The sequence below is a fragment of the Rhodoferax sp. genome, from assembly GCF_028688795.1.
GTDB lineage: Bacteria > Pseudomonadota > Gammaproteobacteria > Burkholderiales > Burkholderiaceae_C > Rhodoferax.
The window spans coordinates 47887-64917 of sequence record NZ_JAQTXM010000002.1; the positions used below are offsets into that span (position 1 = coordinate 47887).

The 17031-nt window shown below is 54.3% G+C and carries 18 protein-coding genes; 2 read left to right on the plus strand and 16 right to left on the minus strand.

Annotated features, from left to right (window positions below):
- Nucleotide 1: 1 nt before the first annotated feature.
- From hflX to PHQ58_RS01905, 14 genes are all read right to left on the minus strand, one after another.
- Nucleotides 2-1180, minus strand: coding sequence for a GTPase HflX (hflX, locus tag PHQ58_RS01840; RefSeq protein ID WP_300106158.1), 1179 nt, complete (start codon nt 1178-1180; stop codon nt 2-4).
- On the minus strand, nt 1158-1406 hold the full coding sequence (gene hfq / locus PHQ58_RS01845; RefSeq protein WP_300106160.1) for an RNA chaperone Hfq: 249 nt from the start codon (nt 1404-1406) through the stop codon (nt 1158-1160). Before hfq ends, hflX begins: the two co-directional genes overlap by 23 nt.
- A gap of 124 nt (nt 1407-1530) precedes the next feature.
- On the minus strand, nt 1531-2868 hold the full coding sequence (gene der / locus PHQ58_RS01850; RefSeq protein WP_300106162.1) for a ribosome biogenesis GTPase Der: 1338 nt from the start codon (nt 2866-2868) through the stop codon (nt 1531-1533).
- Nucleotides 2869-2907: 39 nt separating this feature from the next.
- The gene (gene bamB, locus PHQ58_RS01855; RefSeq protein ID WP_300106164.1) at nt 2908-4044 is read right to left on the minus strand and encodes an outer membrane protein assembly factor BamB; all 1137 of its coding nucleotides are present in this window, start codon (nt 4042-4044) and stop codon (nt 2908-2910) included.
- Between the two features lie 6 nt (nt 4045-4050).
- Complete coding sequence (locus PHQ58_RS01860) at nt 4051-4728, minus strand: tetratricopeptide repeat protein (protein ID WP_300106166.1); 678 nt, start codon at nt 4726-4728, stop codon at nt 4051-4053.
- A gap of 13 nt (nt 4729-4741) precedes the next feature.
- A complete protein-coding gene (gene hisS / locus PHQ58_RS01865) occupies nt 4742-6028 on the minus strand; it encodes a histidine--tRNA ligase (RefSeq protein WP_300106687.1) in 1287 nt (428 codons plus the stop codon).
- Nucleotides 6029-6066: 38 nt separating this feature from the next.
- On the minus strand, nt 6067-7338 hold the full coding sequence (ispG, locus tag PHQ58_RS01870) for a flavodoxin-dependent (E)-4-hydroxy-3-methylbut-2-enyl-diphosphate synthase (RefSeq protein WP_300106168.1): 1272 nt from the start codon (nt 7336-7338) through the stop codon (nt 6067-6069).
- Nucleotides 7338-8315, minus strand: a complete 978-nt coding sequence (locus tag PHQ58_RS01875; RefSeq protein WP_300106170.1) for a helix-turn-helix domain-containing protein — start codon at nt 8313-8315, stop codon at nt 7338-7340. The genes ispG and PHQ58_RS01875 overlap by 1 nt, the downstream gene beginning before the upstream one ends.
- A complete protein-coding gene (pilW, locus tag PHQ58_RS01880; RefSeq protein ID WP_300106690.1) occupies nt 8275-9054 on the minus strand; it encodes a type IV pilus biogenesis/stability protein PilW in 780 nt (259 codons plus the stop codon). The genes PHQ58_RS01875 and pilW overlap by 41 nt, the downstream gene beginning before the upstream one ends.
- Nucleotides 9055-9114: 60 nt before the next feature.
- The gene (gene rlmN / locus PHQ58_RS01885; protein ID WP_300106172.1) at nt 9115-10257 is read right to left on the minus strand and encodes a 23S rRNA (adenine(2503)-C(2))-methyltransferase RlmN; all 1143 of its coding nucleotides are present in this window, start codon (nt 10255-10257) and stop codon (nt 9115-9117) included.
- An 8-nt stretch (nt 10258-10265) separates the two neighbouring features.
- Nucleotides 10266-10691 (minus strand): nucleoside-diphosphate kinase, encoded by a 426-nt coding sequence (gene ndk / locus PHQ58_RS01890; RefSeq protein ID WP_300106174.1) that lies wholly within the window; start codon nt 10689-10691, stop codon nt 10266-10268.
- Between the two features lie 129 nt (nt 10692-10820).
- Entirely contained in the window at nt 10821-12050 is a 1230-nt protein-coding gene (locus PHQ58_RS01895) for a pseudouridine synthase (protein ID WP_300106175.1), read from the minus strand.
- The gene (gene scpB, locus PHQ58_RS01900; RefSeq protein ID WP_300106177.1) at nt 12047-12739 is read right to left on the minus strand and encodes an SMC-Scp complex subunit ScpB; all 693 of its coding nucleotides are present in this window, start codon (nt 12737-12739) and stop codon (nt 12047-12049) included. Before scpB ends, PHQ58_RS01895 begins: the two co-directional genes overlap by 4 nt.
- 116 nt (nt 12740-12855) lie before the next feature.
- A complete protein-coding gene (locus PHQ58_RS01905; protein WP_300106178.1) occupies nt 12856-13851 on the minus strand; it encodes an RluA family pseudouridine synthase in 996 nt (331 codons plus the stop codon).
- 30 nt (nt 13852-13881) lie between these two features.
- On the opposite strand from PHQ58_RS01905, the gene PHQ58_RS01910 reads away from it, so the two are divergent.
- Together PHQ58_RS01910 and PHQ58_RS01915 are read left to right on the plus strand one after the other, a co-directional pair.
- Nucleotides 13882-14685 carry an outer membrane protein assembly factor BamD gene (locus PHQ58_RS01910; protein WP_300106180.1) on the plus strand — a complete coding sequence of 268 codons (804 nt, stop codon included), beginning with the start codon at nt 13882-13884 and terminating at the stop codon, nt 14683-14685.
- 4 nt (nt 14686-14689) lie between these two features.
- The gene (locus tag PHQ58_RS01915; protein WP_300106181.1) at nt 14690-15475 is read left to right on the plus strand and encodes a protein phosphatase 2C domain-containing protein; all 786 of its coding nucleotides are present in this window, start codon (nt 14690-14692) and stop codon (nt 15473-15475) included.
- Nucleotides 15476-15491: 16 nt separating this feature from the next.
- On the opposite strand, the gene PHQ58_RS01920 is transcribed toward PHQ58_RS01915, so the two are convergent.
- Nucleotides 15492-15878 (minus strand): hypothetical protein, encoded by a 387-nt coding sequence (locus PHQ58_RS01920; protein ID WP_300106183.1) that lies wholly within the window; start codon nt 15876-15878, stop codon nt 15492-15494.
- Nucleotides 15875-16972 carry a cell division protein ZapE gene (gene zapE, locus PHQ58_RS01925; RefSeq protein ID WP_300106185.1) on the minus strand — a complete coding sequence of 366 codons (1098 nt, stop codon included), beginning with the start codon at nt 16970-16972 and terminating at the stop codon, nt 15875-15877. Before zapE ends, PHQ58_RS01920 begins: the two co-directional genes overlap by 4 nt.
- Nucleotides 16973-17031 lie beyond the last annotated feature (59 nt).

A 17031-nucleotide genomic window follows, 5' to 3' on the forward strand; every position in this document is an offset into this window, starting at 1 on the left:
ATCAAGGGGCATCCTCACGGCCTTCAGGGAAATGAGCGTCTGGCCCGGAAGACAATTTTGAAGCCTTCACCTGCTCCACAAGCAATTGGCGCACCGCCGACAAGCCCGCACCTTGCTGGGCACTGATGAAGACGCGTGGCGTCTGCATTCCCTCTAGGTCATAGGTGTCTTGCAGCACACCAGGCTGCGCATCAGCCGAGACCGCGTCAATCTTGTTGAACACCAGAATTTGCGGGATGTCTGATGCGCCAATTTCAGCTAATACACGCTGCACTTGTGCAATTTGTTCAACGTGGTCAGGGCTTGAGAAATCGACCACATGCAAAAGCAAATCGGCATCAACCGCTTCTTGCAAAGTAGCCTGAAACGCATCGATCAAACCGTGTGGCAAGTCGCGAATGAAGCCAACTGTGTCCGATAACGAGACCATGCGCCCCACTTCACCCAGGTAAAGTTGGCGCGTGGTCGTGTCAAGCGTGGCAAACAATTGGTCAGCAGCATAAGCTCGCGCCTTGACCAAGGCATTGAACAGCGTTGACTTACCAGCATTGGTGTAGCCGACCAAGGAAATATTGAAGGCATCACGACGCTCTCGCTGACGACGCTGAGTCTGACGTTGGCGCTTGACCTTACTCAAGCGCTCCTTGATACGTTTGATGTTGTCGCCAATCATGCGTCGATCAAGCTCAATCTGAGTCTCACCAGGGCCACCGCGCATGCCAATACCACCACTCTGTCGCTCAAGGTGTGACCAACGACGCACCAAGCGTGTACTCAAATACTGCAAGCGCGCGAGTTCAACCTGCAACTTGCCCTCGTGACTGCGCGCCCGTTGCCCAAAAATCTCCAGGATCAACAGAGTGCGGTCATTAACAGGGAGTTCAAGATGGCGCTCAAGATTGCGCTGCTGCGCCGGGCTCAAGCTCTGATCGAAGAGAATTTCCTGAACACCGAGTTGCAGCGCCAGTTCCTTGATTTCATCTGCCTTGCCGCTGCCGATGAACAGGGCTGCATCAGGCGCGCGGCGTTTGCAAGTAACCCGGGCCACAGGGTTCAGACCGGCGGTCTGGGCCAGCAAACCCAACTCTTCCAACTTGTCGTCAAAGTGCGGATGCCCGAAATCAACCCCCACCAGCAAGGTAGGGATGCCCTTGGCGTTAGGCGGCGGCAGGTTCGTCACCCTCGGCGGCTGAAAAGTTCACGGCGCGACCGGGAACAATGGTCGAAATGGCGTGTTTATAGACCATTTGCGTCACAGTGTTGCGTAGCAACACGACATACTGATCGAAAGACTCGATCTGCCCTTGAAGCTTGATCCCATTGACCAGATAGATAGATACTGGCACATGCTCCCGACGCAAAGTGTTCAGGAAGGGATCTTGTAATAATTGGCCTTTGTTGCTCACGATATTCTCCGTGTTCTGGAAATTTAAGAAGAGGTCACGATACCACAGCCCCGGGAAGAAACGCTTCTCAAGCAGTTCAATTCCACAATAAAGTTAAGCGGTGTCAAGCCCCAAATGCACGCATTCAGCCCGCTTTATCCGCAAACGGGTTGGCTGATGTTTTCAGCTCGATGCGAAGCGGTGTGCCGACCAGATCGAATTCCTTGCGGAAACGGCCTTCCAAAAATCTCTTGTAGGCATCCGTCACATGTTCAAGCGAGTTACCGTGAATAACAATCACTGGCGGGTTCATGCCACCTTGGTGTGCATATCGCAACTTGGGGCGATACATGCCTGCGCGCTTGGGACTTTGGAACTGCACCGCTTCAAGCAACAAACGCGTCAGCACAGGCGTGGACATCTTGCAATTCGCTGCCTTGTACGCTTGTGCAATCGAGGCCCACAACGGCCCCAAACCCTGACGCTTTTGGGCCGAAATCAGATGCATGTTGGCGAATTTCAAAAATGGCAACCGCGTTTCAATTGAGCGTTTAACTATTTCGCGCTGGTACTCATCGACAGCATCCCATTTATTAACGGCCAACACCACAGCCCGACCATTCTCCAGAATATAGCCAGCAATATGGGCATCCTGATCCGTCACGCCCTGGGTGGCATCAATCAACAACAAAACCACATGGGCAGATTCAATAGCCTGCAAGGTTTTGACCACTGAAAATTTTTCAATAGCCTCAAATACCTTGCCTCGACGTCGAAGGCCGGCGGTGTCGATCAACTCAAACTTTTGTCCATTGCGCTCAAACGGAACTGAGATCGCGTCTCGCGTTGTTCCAGGCAAGTCAAAAGCCACTAACCGCTCCTCGCCCAGCCAGACATTGATGAGCGTCGATTTACCAACATTAGGACGCCCGGCAACGGCGAGCTTGATCACGCCGGGCTGTTCCGGTTCGTCACTTTCGTCCTCAGACAAATTCAGAGGCACAAGCGCCTGTTCAACCAACTGCCGAATGCCCTGGCCATGAGCCGCCGAAACGGGAATCACCTCACCTAGGCCCAACTCATAAAACTCAACAAGTTGACTGCCTTCAAGCATGCCTTCAGCCTTGTTGGCAACCAACAGGCACGGCTTGCCCAAACGTCTGAGATAGTTGGCGATGTCATGATCTTGGGCCGAAACACCCGCCCGGGCATCAACGACAAAAATCACCACATCCGATTCAGCAACGGCTTGTGTCGTTTGCTTGGCCATTTCCTTGAAGATACCAGTGGTTGCATCGGGCTCGAACCCACCAGTGTCGATCACAATGTATTCAAGCTTGCCCTGCTTGCCGTTGCCGTAATGCCGGTCACGGGTCAACCCAGCAAAATCAGCCACGATGGCATCGCGCGACTTGGTCAGCCGATTGAACAGCGTCGACTTTCCGACGTTGGGGCGGCCTACCAGAGCCAGTACAGGTTTCATTGATTGTTGTCCGTTATTTATATTGGTTTTAGGCGTTGTTTATTCAGGCTGAAACCCGAACACGCCACCCTTACTGCTGACCACCACCATCGTGCCATTGACAACCACTGGCGTTGCGCCAAGGGCTGACCCGTCGGTCGCCAAGCGTGCCAGCGCAGAACCATCTGAACGCGACAACAAATGCACCCACCCAGTGTCATCACCCACGACCACTGAGCGCCCAAGCACCAGCGGGGCACTCAGTTGCCGGTAACGTAAACGATCCGAAGTCCAAACGGGCTCTCCGTCAGCCCGTCGCCAAGCAATCAGCCGTCCATCGCTTTCGACACCATAGACCTGTTGAGTGTCGCCCTGCAAGCCAACCGAGCCAAATGCTGGTTTCTTCCAATTAACAACGCCACGCACGGTGTCGACACATGCAACAGCCGCCTGAAAGGCTCGTACACAGACGACATCACCTTCACGGCTAGCACCACTCACCAGGTCCACCAGTCGTTCGATGTCGTTGGTACCCCGTGGTGTTGCCACCGGGGCGTCCCAAACGACACTGCCATTGATCGGATTCATGCCAACCAAATGACCTGAAAGGCCAACCACCAGGGTGTTGCCGACAGCCATCAACAAGCCTGACTGGCGCAGTACCAAGGCCTCACCGGGACGCTGATTCTGCCAAAGCTTTCGGCCAGTGGCGGCATCAAACGCAGCGACGCTTCGGTCAGCGCCGAACACGAAAACTCGTTCGCCTGCAACCAATGGCGCAGTGAACACCTGTGTGGTCAATCGAGTACGCCAAGGGCTTTGCCCTTGGTCCATCACAACAAGCTCGCTGTCGCGGGTAACCACGGCAGCAAATCGGCCATCACTGCCAACACCAGCAACGATTGGTGCGCCCACATTGGCACGCCAAAGTTCCGCCCCGGTGCGGGCATCCAGGGACACCACACTGCCATCCGAGCCAGCCAGTGACACATTGCCGCCAGAGGCCTTGACCTGCAAAGGAAAATCGACCGGGCCGATCTTGCCAGACCATGCCAATCGCGCGCCTAACAAAGCCGGGTTGGGACCTAGCTCATCTGGTTTTGGACTGCTGGATCCACTGGCGCAGGCTGACAACGCCAAAATAACCACGCTTCCAGCTAAAGCTTGGAGTGATTTGATTGAATATTTATATGTCATGGCCAACTACTTTCCTGTGACTACAGAAATCTGGTCAGGCATCGGAACATCCACGCCTTGTGCATTCAGCTTCACTTCAACCAGACGTCGGTATTCAGTGCGGGGATCAAACAGGCGGTAAGCTTTTTCGTACTCGGCAACCGCCTTGGCTTTGTTACCCTTTAAGACGTAGATATCGCCTTTGCGATCAGCCACAAGTGCATCAAAATTCGGGTCAAAAGTGCCCTCAAGCTGACTCAAAGCTGCGTCAAACTTCTTGGACTCCAGCAAAAGAGCAGCAAGACGGAGCCTGGCCACCGAGCGGTAACCTGAATCAGATGACTTTTCAACGACCCAAGCTAACGCAGCCTCTGCTGAATCAGGCTTCCCGAGGGACATGTACTGTTGAGCAACAAGTAACCCTGATTGCTGCGCATATGCAGTGGAGGGAAACCGGTCTTTCATATCTGCAAAAACACGATCGATGCGAGCCACATCGGCAGATTGTGCCGCTCGATCAACCTCATCAAACAGCGCGGCAGCCTGCACCGATTGGCTGCGCTGCCAATACTGGTAGAAATTCCAGCTTGCAAATGCACCTAACACCACAATCAACACCCAAGTGATGATATTGCCGTACTGTTTCCAGAAATGCTTGAGTTGGTCAAGCTGTTCTTGTTCTTCGAGGTCTAAATGATTGGCCATTCGGGGTATCCAGTTAAGCAGCTGATTGTAGGGTGGTAGCCCATTCGACAATATCGTCGAGCGAGTGTGTTTGCTGAGTGGCACTGGCGTCGCGAAGCGGCTTCACAGTGACTTGGCGAGCGGCCACTTCGTCAGATCCAAATACAAGAGCAAATCTTGCCCCGCTGCTGTCTGCGCGTTTGAACTGGCTTTTCATGCTACCCATGGTGTCACCAGTACTTGCATGCATCTGAACACTCACACCGGCCGTACGCAAGGCTTGGAGCACAGAAAGAACCAGGGGTAACGCCTGCGTATCAGTCACGATGGCGTAGGCGTCCAAACGGGGGCCAACATCCTTCAAACCCGCGCCTTTAGCCAGTTCCAGCACGCGATCAACACCTAAAGCCCAACCTACCGCCGAGGCCGGCTTGCCACCTAGCTGCTCAAAAAGATAGTCGTATCGCCCCCCCGCACAAACAGTACCCTGGGATCCCAGGCGATCGGTGGTGAATTCAAACACCGTCAGATTGTAGTAATCCATGCCACGCACCAACCGTGGATTGACGGTGTAGGCAACCCCATTGCTCTTCAAAATTGACGTCAGGGTATTGAAATGCGAAAGAGATGCCTCACCCAAAAAATCCAACAGTTTGGGTGCAGACGCCACCAATGATTGCATGTGCGGATTCTTGGTGTCGAGAATGCGCAGTGGGTTGCTGTAGAGACGTCTTTTGGCATCTTCATCAAGCACCTCTGCGTGTTGCTCCAAGTGAGCGATCAATGCTTGGCGGTGCGCCAATCGTTCATCTGGCTGTCCAAGGCTGTTTAGCTCAAGACGGACATCTTCAATACCAATCTCTTTCCACAGCGCACAGGCCATCAAAATCAATTCCGCATCGACCTCGGCGCCACCAAACCCCAGCGCCTCCGCACCGATTTGATCAAATTGACGGTAGCGGCCTTTTTGTGGGCGCTCATGGCGAAACATGGGGCCCATGTAATACAGCCGCTTGCCGCCGTCGTACAGCAAATTATGCTCAAGTGCTGCTCGGACCACACCTGCGGTCGCCTCGGGACGAAGGGTTAGCGGATCACCGTTGAGCCGATCTTCGAAGCAATACATTTCTTTCTCAACAATGTCCGTGACCTCACCCAAACCACGAACGAACAAAGGCGTGCGCTCCACGATGGGGGTGCGAATGTTCCGATAAGCGTAGCGAGCCATCAACAGCCGTACTTTTGATTCAAGCCATTCCACCATGGCTGAGTCTGGCGGCAACACGTCGTTCATGCCTTTGACGGCGGTCAGCTTTTCAATTTTTTGAGAAATTAGGGGTTCAGTCATGACAATTCAAATCAAAGAATGGTGCCTGCTTGGCCACCAAATCGCTTTTCCACGTAGCTTTCAACAATTGCCTGGAATTCCTGGGCGATCGAGTCACCTCGTAGCGTCAAGCGTTTTTCACCATCAATAAACACCGGCGCAGCGGGCGTTTCACCGGTGCCCGGCAAACTGATGCCAATATCGGCTTGTTTGCTTTCACCCGGGCCGTTCACGATGCAGCCCATTACCGCGACTTTCATCTTTTCCACCCCAGGATACTTTGCACGCCACTGCGGCATTTGCGCCCGCAAAAACCCTTCAATTTGCTGTGTCAGCTCCTGAAATGTTGTGCTGGTGGTTCGTCCACAACCCGGACATGCGGTCACACTTGGCACAAATGACCGAAGCTCCAGCGCCTGCAAAATCTCTGATGCAACAACAACCTCCTGGGTTCTGGATTCGCCTGGCTGTGGTGTCAAGGAAACCCTGATCGTGTCCCCGATGCCCTCTTGCAACAAGATCGACAAAGCTGCAGTGGATGCCACTGTGCCTTTTGTCCCCATGCCTGCTTCTGTCAAGCCCAGGTGGAGCGCATAGTTACAGCGTTTTGCCAATTCCCGATAGACAGAAATCAAATCCTGGACGCCGCTAACTTTGCATGAAAGAATGATCTGATTCGGATCCATGCCCAATTCAACTGCTTGGGTAGCCGAATCAATCGCTGAAGTAATCAACGCCTCATACATGACCGGCTTGGCATCCCAAGGCATTGGACGCCGACTGTTTTGATCCATCAGTTGAGCTAATAACTCTTGATCGAGACTGCCCCAGTTCACCCCAATGCGCACTGCTTTATTCCAGCGCATGGCAGCTTCAATCATGACTGCAAACTGGCGATCATGTTTGTCACCTTTGCCGACGTTGCCAGGGTTAATGCGGTACTTAGATAAAGCCTGCGCGCATTCCGGGTAATCGGTCAACAGGCGATGCCCGTTATAGTGAAAGTCGCCAACCAGTGGCACATCAATGCCCATGCGATCCAATTGCTCACGGATGGGAGCAACTGCCTGCGCCGCTTCCGGCGTGTTGACTGTGATCCGTACCATCTCCGACCCAGCCAAAGCCAATTCCTTAACCTGGATCGCCGTCCCGATCACATCCGCCGTGTCGGTGTTGGTCATGGACTGCACCCGAACAGGCGCACCAGCACCCACTGTGACACAGCGAGTGCCCCAAACCACCCGCGCTTGGCGGCTCCGACTGGGCATAGCAATGGCAGAAGCCACGGGCAAGGATGTATCCATTACTTCACCTCAAATCGAGCCACATTGTCTTTGGCTATGGAGAGCGCATCAAAAGGTTGGCCGTGCACCGTCACTGCAACCAGGTCTGCTCGCCCCAGCACAACGACCAAAGGCAGCGCACCAGTCACCGGGACGACTTCATCCTTCAGCAGAGTCTTTCGCAATTGCAGGACGCCTTTTGCATCTACTACTTCAACCCACGCTGCACCAAGTGCGCGCAAGCTCAGAACTTCTCCCGCATGGGTACCCAACACCACATCAGGAGGCAACACAGGCGTAGGGACCAATGCGTTGAGCACCGGCGGCGGCGCCTGACTGACAGCACTGACTGGCAAATCAACACCATTGTTGGCGACCAGGGGCGGTAACACCTCGGCAACCTGCAGCGATGAACTCACGACAGGCTGCTGATTGGGTTCTGATGCTACCGATACCATTGGTAGCAGTGAAGAATTCCCACCCGTCAACATGGCTGATATCCGCTCATTTGAAGTGCCAGCTGGTAAAAAAAGAATAGCAAGAATACCCAGCACCAACAACACCATCGCAAAGCCCAAAGGCTTGCCAAAATGAGACAACAGAGCCCGACCAGAACCACGGGGAACGTCATTGAAAGTGGTGTTCAATCCCGCAACACTGGCCTTGATTTTGGGCATATCAGAACGCGGCAAGGCCGCTAATACGGGTGCTGCATCGATCCCAAGGGCCCGGCACACGCTGGCAGCCAAAGCTCGCACAAACACCGTGTCTGGCAACAAGTCGTAGCGCTCTGCTTCCAACGCTTCAAGTTTCGTGATGGGCACTTTTAACGATACGGCCAACATGGCAATGTGCAAGCCTTGTGCTTCACGCGCCGCCCGAAGCAAGGCACCCGCACCGGACGGGATGCCCGGTTCCGGGCGCTCAATGTTGACCTCCACTGGCTCCACGGCAGATTCACTCATCGAATACACCTCGATGGTAGGCAGCTGCTTCACGAGATTGTGGAAATCGTTTTTCCAGTTGAGTCGCAAGCTGGGTCATCGCTTCATTATTGCCAAGCCGCTTTTCAACTTTAACCCCCAGCCAAAGCGACTCCGCATTGGCGAGTTCACTGTTGTTCAATCTACGGACATAAAACTGCGCCCGTACGTGATCTTCTTTTTGGTAAAGCAAATATGCCAGGTTATACCCAGTGATTGGGTTGCCGGCGTCATATTCGTATGACTTCAGCAGACTGGCTTCAGCCTCTTGGCGCATACCGGCGCGCGATTGGCACAAACCTTGAGCCATCAGTGTTTTTGCTCGTTCGCCGTAAAGCGGATCTGACAGAGCCTGACCAAAATACTTCAGCGCCTGAGGGTAAAGCGCTTGCTGGCATTTCAACCAACCCAGGTTATGCAACACATTGGCATTCTGCGGCTTGAGTGACAACGCCTTGTTAAAGCTATCTTCTGCAAACCCAAAATCATTGAGTCGCATGTAAACCAGACCCCGCAAACTGTAGGCGTCAACAAACGTGGGATCGGCCGCAATCGCCTGCTTGATCTCATCAAGTGCAATGTTCGTTTTGCCTTGTTCAAAGTAACCCAAGGCCAATTCCACCCGAATCCGGGCGCGCCGGCGCTCACTTGACTCGTCCGACTCCGTCACTATTTCAGTGCGAGTCGCAGAAGCTCCTGACTGATCAGCTTTGCTGGCGCAGCCGGTCAATACCGAAAAATACCCCATCACCATGATGATGAGCCAACGATCCAGGCGCATCCATGCGTCAATACCCGTGACAGTTTTCATCGGTCAGGCCTTCAAGGTCGTAGTAGCTGCATGACGAAAGGGCTGGATCGGAATGGTCCGTTGGCGCGCCATACGCTCAACCGCCCGAGTGCGGTCTTTCACATCGCCCGCAAGCTGACCGCAGGCGGCATCAATGTCTTCACCACGTGTCTTGCGCACCGTGGTAGTGATACCAGCGGCGCTCAAAATCCGCGAAAACACCATGACTCTGTCTGGTTTTGATCGATGCAAGCCGGAGGCTGGAAAAGGGTTAAACGGTATCAAGTTAAATTTGCACCAAGCACCGGGGTAGGCACGCACCAAACGGATCAACTCGTGGGCATGCTCATCCAAATCATTGACGCCATCGAGCATGCAGTACTCAAACGTGATGAAGTCCCGGGGTGCGTGCAACAGGTAGCGCTGGCAAGCTTCCATCAACTCGACCAATGGGTATTTAAGATTTAGCGGCACCAACTGGTTTCGCAACAAGTCGTTAGGTGCATGCAACGAAACGGCCAAAGCCACCGGACAATCAAGCGACAAACGATCCATCATTGGAACCACGCCCGAGGTAGAAACAGTGACTCGTCGCCTTGACAAACCATAACCATGATCGTCAAGCATCACACGCAAAGCAGGCAACAGTTCCGTGTAATTTTGAAGCGGCTCGCCCATGCCCATCATCACCACATTGGAGATCACTCGATCATCGCGCTTCAGGTGTTTGCGCAAGAAATGCTCGGCAAACCAAAGCTGGGCAATGATTTCGCCGGTTGTCAGGTTTCGGCTAAAACCCTGATGCCCGGTTGAACAAAATCGACAACCCACCGCACAACCAGCCTGCGAAGAAACACAGAGTGTGCCGCGATCGTCTTCAGGGATGAATACGGATTCCACTGCATTGCCATCACCGACATCAAATAGCCACTTGATGGTGCCGTCAGTTGACAAGTTTTGCGACACCACAGGCATCGGCTGGATGCAAGCCACGCCTTTAAGCTTCTCGCGCAAAGATTTGGCAAGATCGCTCATGTCGTCAAATTGGCTGGCACCTTTTTGGTGAATCCAGCGAAACAACTGAACGGCGCGAAAGCGCTTTTCACCCAGCCGTTCGCAAAAAACGGCCAAGCCCTCGAGGTCGAGATCGAGCAGGTTGACCGTCATGCTATGAATTAACGCGAGTAAACGTTCATGCCAGCGAAGAAAAACCCGATTTCCACGGCAGCAGTTTCAGCGGCATCAGAGCCATGCACAGCGTTGGCATCAATGCTGTCCGCAAAGTCAGCGCGAATGGTGCCGGCAGCAGCCTTCTTGGGGTCGGTTGCGCCCATCAGGTCGCGGTGTTTTGCAATTGCGTTTTCGCCTTCAAGCGCCTGAATCATGACTGGGCCAGAGATCATGAAATCAACCAGATCCTTAAAGAAAGGACGTGCTTTGTGAACTGCGTAAAAAGCCTCGGCCTCACCGCGCGACAGGTGTGCCATTTTGGCGGCTACGACTTTCAAACCAGCTGCTTCAAAGCGGGCGTAAATTTGACCAATGACATTTTTAGCCACGGCGTCAGGTTTGATAATTGAAAGAGTGCGTTCGATAGTCATATGTTTTCCTAAGCAATTAATATAATTTTGACCCATTGGCCAAAGCCTTTGATCTTAACCTGAACCGGTCAACCTTTCATGGCGACCCGAAAGGCAAAGCCACACCGAGTCGGCGCCTCACGAAGATTTTCAGCGACTACGGCCCGTCATCGGACGACCGCCTTTCGAGCCTGAACCGCCGCCACGTTTTTTACCAGCCTCTTCGCGCTGGCGCGAAAAACTGTCTGCACCGATGTAGCCAAACGTCGTTTTCATCGGATCAGGCTGCGCTTGTGATGGCTGAGACGCCCGGCCGGGCTGTTTTTGTCCATTGCCCGAGGAACTGGGCACACCAGCCGAGCCTGATCGAGCACCCGGCCCACGGCCACCGGGTCGTCCTGAGCGAAGCGGCGCACCAGGGCCACGCGGCCTACGTTCGCCAGTGGCGGGAGCCGCCACCCTGTCATCACCGGACGCCGAATCCAGCACGGGCCGAATCAGCGCTGCACGGGTGAGTTGCGCAATATCGATCCCATCAAGCTCTATCCATGCACCACGTTTTAACCCACGTGGCAGCACCATGGCACCGTAGCGAATGCGAATCAGGCGGCTCACTGCATGGCCCACCGCTTCAAACATGCGTCTCACCTCACGGTTTCGTCCTTCTGAAATGGTGACCCGGTACCAGCAGTTGGAACCCTCGCCACCGCCCTCTTCAATCGACCCAAATTGCGCCATACCGTCGCCGAGTTGTACACCAGTCAACAGCTTTTGCTTCTCTTCAGGATTGAGTCCACCCAATACGCGCACGGCATACTCGCGCTCAAGGCCAAACCGGGGATGCATCAAATTGTTGGCCAATTCACCTGAACTGGTAAACAACAACAAACCTTCGGTATTCAAGTCAAGCCGCCCTACTGATTGCCATTTACCTTGAAACAATTTAGGCAGTTTTCGGAACACGGTAGGCCGATTTTGCGGGTCATCGTGCGTCACGACCTCGCCGGCAGGCTTGTGGTAAGCAAGTACCCGGGTTGGCGGCGGATCAATCCGGAAACGGATGGGTTTGCCATTGACCTTGACGTGATCACCAAACTGCACCCGCTGGCCAATGTGGGCAGGCTCATTGTTGACGGTGATGCGGCCTTCCATGATAAGTTGCTCCATTTCAAGCCTGGATCCCATGCCAGCCTGCGCTAGCACCTTGTGCAGCTTGGGGGACTCCGGCTGGGGAAGCAGCACACGTTTCAAAGGTGTCGTGTCCGGTGTGGATTCCTCGGCATCAAACTGCCCCGACACCACATCTTCGAACCGGATGGCATCAGATGCGGGAGCCGGGGGCTGCAGGTTTGGCAAAATCTCTTCAGTTGATGTAGTCATGGTTGCTCCCCTGAGGGGGACGCTTGTTGGTTGTCAATTTCCACAGATGCATCTGCGGACCAATTCAATTCAGGTGTATCGGCGGATGCCAAAAGGCCAATACTGCGCTGCCCAGCACCAGAAACTTGAGTCGAAGCAGCCTCATTTGCCAATATTTCAAACACATCTGTCGCCATGGTGGGTGACTCCAGAAGCGGCAGCTGATCCAAAGACGCCAACCCCAAATCATCCAAAAAATGACGCGTGGTGGCGAATAACGCAGGTCGCCCCACGGTGTCGCGGTGTCCAATCGCTTCAATCCAGCCCCGCTCTTCAAGCTGCCGTAGCGTCAACGCGTTGACCGTAACACCCCGAATATCCTCAATATCCCCCCGCGTAACCGGTTGCCGGTAAGCAATGATCGCCAAAGTTTCCAACGTAGCTCGCGCGTAGCGCGGAGGCTTTTCGGGGTGCAGACGATCCAAAAAGACACGCATCTCTGGTCGACTTTGAAACCGCCACCCACTTGCTAACGCCACAAGTTCAACACCACGCAACGACCACTCCTTCTGTAAATCAGCCAACAAACGACGGATCGTGTCCTGCGTGACTTCTTCACCCAGCAACGTCCGCATGTCGCGCACCGACATCGGTTGTTGTGAGCAGATCAGGGCAGTCTCAAGGACGCGTTTGGCATCCAGCGTGTTCATGGTTCACCAATAAAAAGCACCTTCAGGCGCTTGGTAAAAAAGATGTGGGTGACGCTTGTGGGCCAACAGACTTATTGGCAGCGTGGGCAAGAACTTAGGTGAAGTTCAGAATAAATTCAAGTCGGATTGTACTGGAGACCCCAGTGAACCAGCGCTTGCGACAAATCAAGCGGCAAATCCGCGCCAAAGACCAGCGCCTTGGCAGTCACAGGATGCGTGAATGCCAAACGAAAAGCATGCAATGACTGGCGCTGCATACCAACAGCGGCAGACCCACCATAAACCGCGTCGGCTACCAGCGGGTGTGCAATAGAGGCCATGTGGACCCTGATTTGATGGGTTCGTCCAGTGTGCAGCGTGCATTTCACGAAACAGCCCTGCGAACCGTTGGCGAGCAGTTCAATGTCTGTTCTGGCCGTCTTACCTGCATGCGTTGCCAATTCCACCACGGCCATCCGAAGCCGATTGGCAGGATCGCGCCCAATCGGCGCATGGACCTCGCGCCGGACGTCACCGCGCCAGGGGCCATGCGCCAAAGCGAGGTACTGACGCTTCACCTCACGCGCTGCAATCGCTCGAACCAGTGCATCCATGACGGCACGAGTGCGCGCGACCACCATTAACCCACTGGTGTCCTTGTCAAGCCGATGAACAATACCTGCACGCGGCAGATTGAACGCCTGGGCATCAAACCCCAGCAAACCATTCATCAAAGTTCCGCTCCAATTGCCCGGCGCAGGGTGCACCACCAACCCTGCTGGCTTGTTGATGACCATCAAATGTTCGTCTACATAAACCATGTCAAGGGCCATGACCTCGGCTTTAAAGGCCTGGCTTTGCGGTGTGGGTCTAAGTTCAATGCTGCCGCCATCAAAGGCCTTGACTTTTTGCGATGCTTTTTTTACGGTCTGACCCTTGATGCTGACCGATCCAAGCTCAATCAACTGTTGCAAGTAGCTACGCGAAAACTCAGGCACCAGATCCACCAATGCTCGGTCAAGTCGCATACCATGCTGGGCTGCAGAAAAGTCAAACTGGCGCAACTCCACCTCAGCGTCTGCCTCTGGCAATGGGTCAGTGTCATCACACCCCTGTGCCCCCGATATAATCATTTTGGAATTTTTCAAGAAAGCTAGTCCTACATGCGAAGCACCAAATTATCTGTCGTCTGCACAAGCATCCTGGCGGGTACCTTATTGTTGAGTGCTTGTTCCTCGACACCCATTGACCCGACAGCTGACTGGAGCCCGAACAAAATTTACGCGGAAGCCAAAGACGAGCTTAGCACTGGCGCTTACGACAAATCTGTTCGCTTGTTTGAAAAGCTGGAGGGCCGCGCAGCTGGCACACCACTGGCGCAACAAGCTCAAATCGACAAAGCGTATGCGCACTACAAAGCGGGCGAGCCTGCACTCGCAGTGGCTACGCTGGATCGATTCATGAAGTTGCATCCGGCAAGCCCGGCGATTGATTACGCGCTGTACCTCAAAGGCATTGTCAACTTCAACGACGACCTTGGGCTATTTTCCGCGGTCACGCGCCAAGATTTAGCCGAGCGTGATCAAAAAGCGGCCAAAGAGTCTTTTGAGTCATTCAAAGAACTTGTGGCCCGTTTTCCTGCATCGCGTTATGCACCGGATGCGGCTGCACGCATGAATTTTATTGTGAACTCTCTGGCACAGTCTGAAGTTCACGTGGCGCGTTATTACTACGAACGGGGTGCCTATTTGGCGGCCATCAATCGGTCACAAACGGCCATTCGTGATTATTCCGGCGTTCCCGCGCTGGAAGACGCCCTCTTCATCATGGTCAAGTCTTACGATGCACTCGGCATGACCGACCTGCGTGACGACACCCAACGCGTGCTGGCGAAAAATTATCCCCAAACCCCATATCTCACACAGGGCTTCAAGCCCAAAAACGACCCCTGGTGGAAAATTTGGTGAGTGCATGAGCGCCAAGGGCTACCGGCTTAGTGCTGCGACTGGCATTCACAAGGGCGACCGGGATTACCAACAAGATCAGGTTGTCCTGCTGAGCCATCCGCGGGTAAAGGGATGTGTTCTGGCGGTGCTGGCAGATGGCATGGGGGGACGCAGCGGCGGCCGCAAAGCTTCTGACCAAGTCATGATGACCGCGAAGCAGTTGTTTGACCGCTACTCACCCGAACTTGACGACCCGGTGGCCACACTGAAGCAAATGGTGCTGGAAGCGCACACCGTCATCCGTCTCACGGCCGTTTCATCCGAGGAAGAACCCCACAGCACCATCGCGGTTTTTATGGTTAACCCGCGCGGAGACTGCTATTGGGCCCATGCCGGTGACTCACGGATTTATCACTATCACGGCAAACAGTTGATTCATCGCACACTGGACCACTCCTATGTGCAAACTCTGGTTGACCGTGGCGAACTGACTGAAGATCAGGCCCATTTTCACCCTCAATCAAATATTTTGATGGGGTGTTTGGGCACCAACAAAGAGCCATCGGTAACCAGTCATTTCATGGCCCAAATCAAACCGGGCGATACTTTGATGGCGTGCAGTGACGGGTTATGGCATTATTTCAGCGACATGGAACTTGGCTCGGTGCTCTCGGGATTGTCGCCCCGGGAGGCCAGTGAATTCCTGATTGAAAAAGCGCGGGCGCGGGCGAAAGGCACGGGAGACAACCTGTCCTTGGTCATCCTGAAGGTAGAGCCGCTCAACCCACCAGAGGCAAGCAACACCAACTAAGAAGGTTGGCTATGGCTCACTGACCGACAGGGATGGGCAAAGAGTCGACTCTGTCAGCCTCACCTTGCTGGCGTTCCGGCGACAAATTGCGCTGAACCCGTTGCCGTTGCGCCAGCGCCTTGGCTTGACGATCCAGATCATTCAGCCGCACTTCTTGGCGGCGAAGTGGTTCCAGCGCTGCGCGGCGCTCGCGGCTGACCCGGCTCAGGCAATCCGACACCGCAAAGCGGGCATAGCAGCCTTGTTGCTTCGGTATATACAGAGCTTCGGCCTCGGAACGCTGCTGAGCGATGCGGCCCCGCTGAGCAGCGATATCCAGTGGCGTTTCTGTGGAGTTTTCAGCTTGGCCCATCATGGGCACAGACACGGCCATCAAACAAAATATAAAACGGAGGATCTTCATGTCAGGTGGGTGTCCACGTCACGACGTTCCAGAGCCAGAAACTCAGCCGACTGCATTTCCTGAATGCGCGACAGTGTGCGAGCAAACTCATTGACCATCATGCCTTCAACGTACAACTCAGGCGCAGGCACTTCCGCGGACATGATCAGCTTGACGCGCCGGTCATAAAGTACATCGACCAGCCAAGTGAAACGCCTGGCTTCGGACGACATGCGCGGCGGCATCTGCGGCACGTCACTCAACAACACGGTATGAAACTGCGTGGCAATTTCCAGATAGTCATTTTGCGAACGCGGGCCGCCGCACAAGGTCTTGAAATCAAACCACACCACACCCCCCGCCCTGCGGTGCGCATAGATCTTGCGTGCCTCAATTTGCAGCACCGGGCTCTCATCCTGGGTTTCAGCCAAGCGCTCAAACGCATCCTGCATGGCCGCCGCAGCCGGCTCACCCAGCGGCGTGTGATACAGGGCCAGTTGCTCCATGGTACGGCCCCGATAGTCAGTGCCGTTGTCAACATTGACCACATTGAGACGCGAATTGAGCAAGGCAATCGCCGGCAAAATCCGGTCACGGTGTAAACCGTTGGGGTACAAATCATCCGGCTTGAAATTGGACGTGGTCACCAACCCCACACCCTGTTCAAACAAGGCTGCAAGCAAACGATGAAGAATCATGGCGTCGGTGACATCCGACACATGAAACTCGTCGAAGCAAATCAACCGGTATTTCTCAGCCATGCGTTTGGCCAGCAAATTCAGCGGGTTCACAGTACCGTGCATCGCCGCCAACTCGCGATGCACTTCGCGCATGAACTCATGAAAATGCAAGCGAGTCTTACGTTTCAACGGAACCGCGTTGTAGAAACAGTCCATCAAAAAACTCTTGCCCCGCCCTACCCCGCCATACATGTAAACACCACGCGGAATGAGCGGACGGTTAATGAGCTTCTTGATGGCGTTAGAACGCTGCTCGCGGTATGCCGTCCACTCGCGCGCGCAGGTTTCCAGCGCCTGCACCGCCCGCAATTGCGCCGGGTCAGCGCTGTAACCGCGTGCTTCTAGCTCGGCCAGATAAATTTTCTTGACTGTCACAGTGAGGTGATGCGCTATATTAAATATAGCTTCTAGCGCTTATTTAATAATGGCTAGAA

Coding starts and splice junctions, on each gene's coding strand:
- PHQ58_RS01915 (WP_300106181.1), top strand. CDS start 14,690: ATGAGCGCCAAGGGCTACCGGCTTAGTGCTGCGACTGGCATTCACAAG.
- rlmN (WP_300106172.1), bottom strand. CDS start 10,257: ATGACGGTCAACCTGCTCGATCTCGACCTCGAGGGCTTGGCCGTTTTT.
- PHQ58_RS01920 (WP_300106183.1), bottom strand. CDS start 15,878: ATGAAGATCCTCCGTTTTATATTTTGTTTGATGGCCGTGTCTGTGCCC.
- ispG (WP_300106168.1), bottom strand. CDS start 7,338: ATGGATACATCCTTGCCCGTGGCTTCTGCCATTGCTATGCCCAGTCGG.
- scpB (WP_300106177.1), bottom strand. CDS start 12,739: ATGAACACGCTGGATGCCAAACGCGTCCTTGAGACTGCCCTGATCTGC.
- bamB (WP_300106164.1), bottom strand. CDS start 4,044: ATGACATATAAATATTCAATCAAATCACTCCAAGCTTTAGCTGGAAGC.
- pilW (WP_300106690.1), bottom strand. CDS start 9,054: ATGGTGATGGGGTATTTTTCGGTATTGACCGGCTGCGCCAGCAAAGCT.
- ndk (WP_300106174.1), bottom strand. CDS start 10,691: ATGACTATCGAACGCACTCTTTCAATTATCAAACCTGACGCCGTGGCT.
- PHQ58_RS01895 (WP_300106175.1), bottom strand. CDS start 12,050: ATGACTACATCAACTGAAGAGATTTTGCCAAACCTGCAGCCCCCGGCT.
- der (WP_300106162.1), bottom strand. CDS start 2,868: ATGAAACCTGTACTGGCTCTGGTAGGCCGCCCCAACGTCGGAAAGTCG.
- PHQ58_RS01860 (WP_300106166.1), bottom strand. CDS start 4,728: ATGGCCAATCATTTAGACCTCGAAGAACAAGAACAGCTTGACCAACTC.
- PHQ58_RS01905 (WP_300106178.1), bottom strand. CDS start 13,851: ATGATTATATCGGGGGCACAGGGGTGTGATGACACTGACCCATTGCCA.
- PHQ58_RS01910 (WP_300106180.1), top strand. CDS start 13,882: ATGCGAAGCACCAAATTATCTGTCGTCTGCACAAGCATCCTGGCGGGT.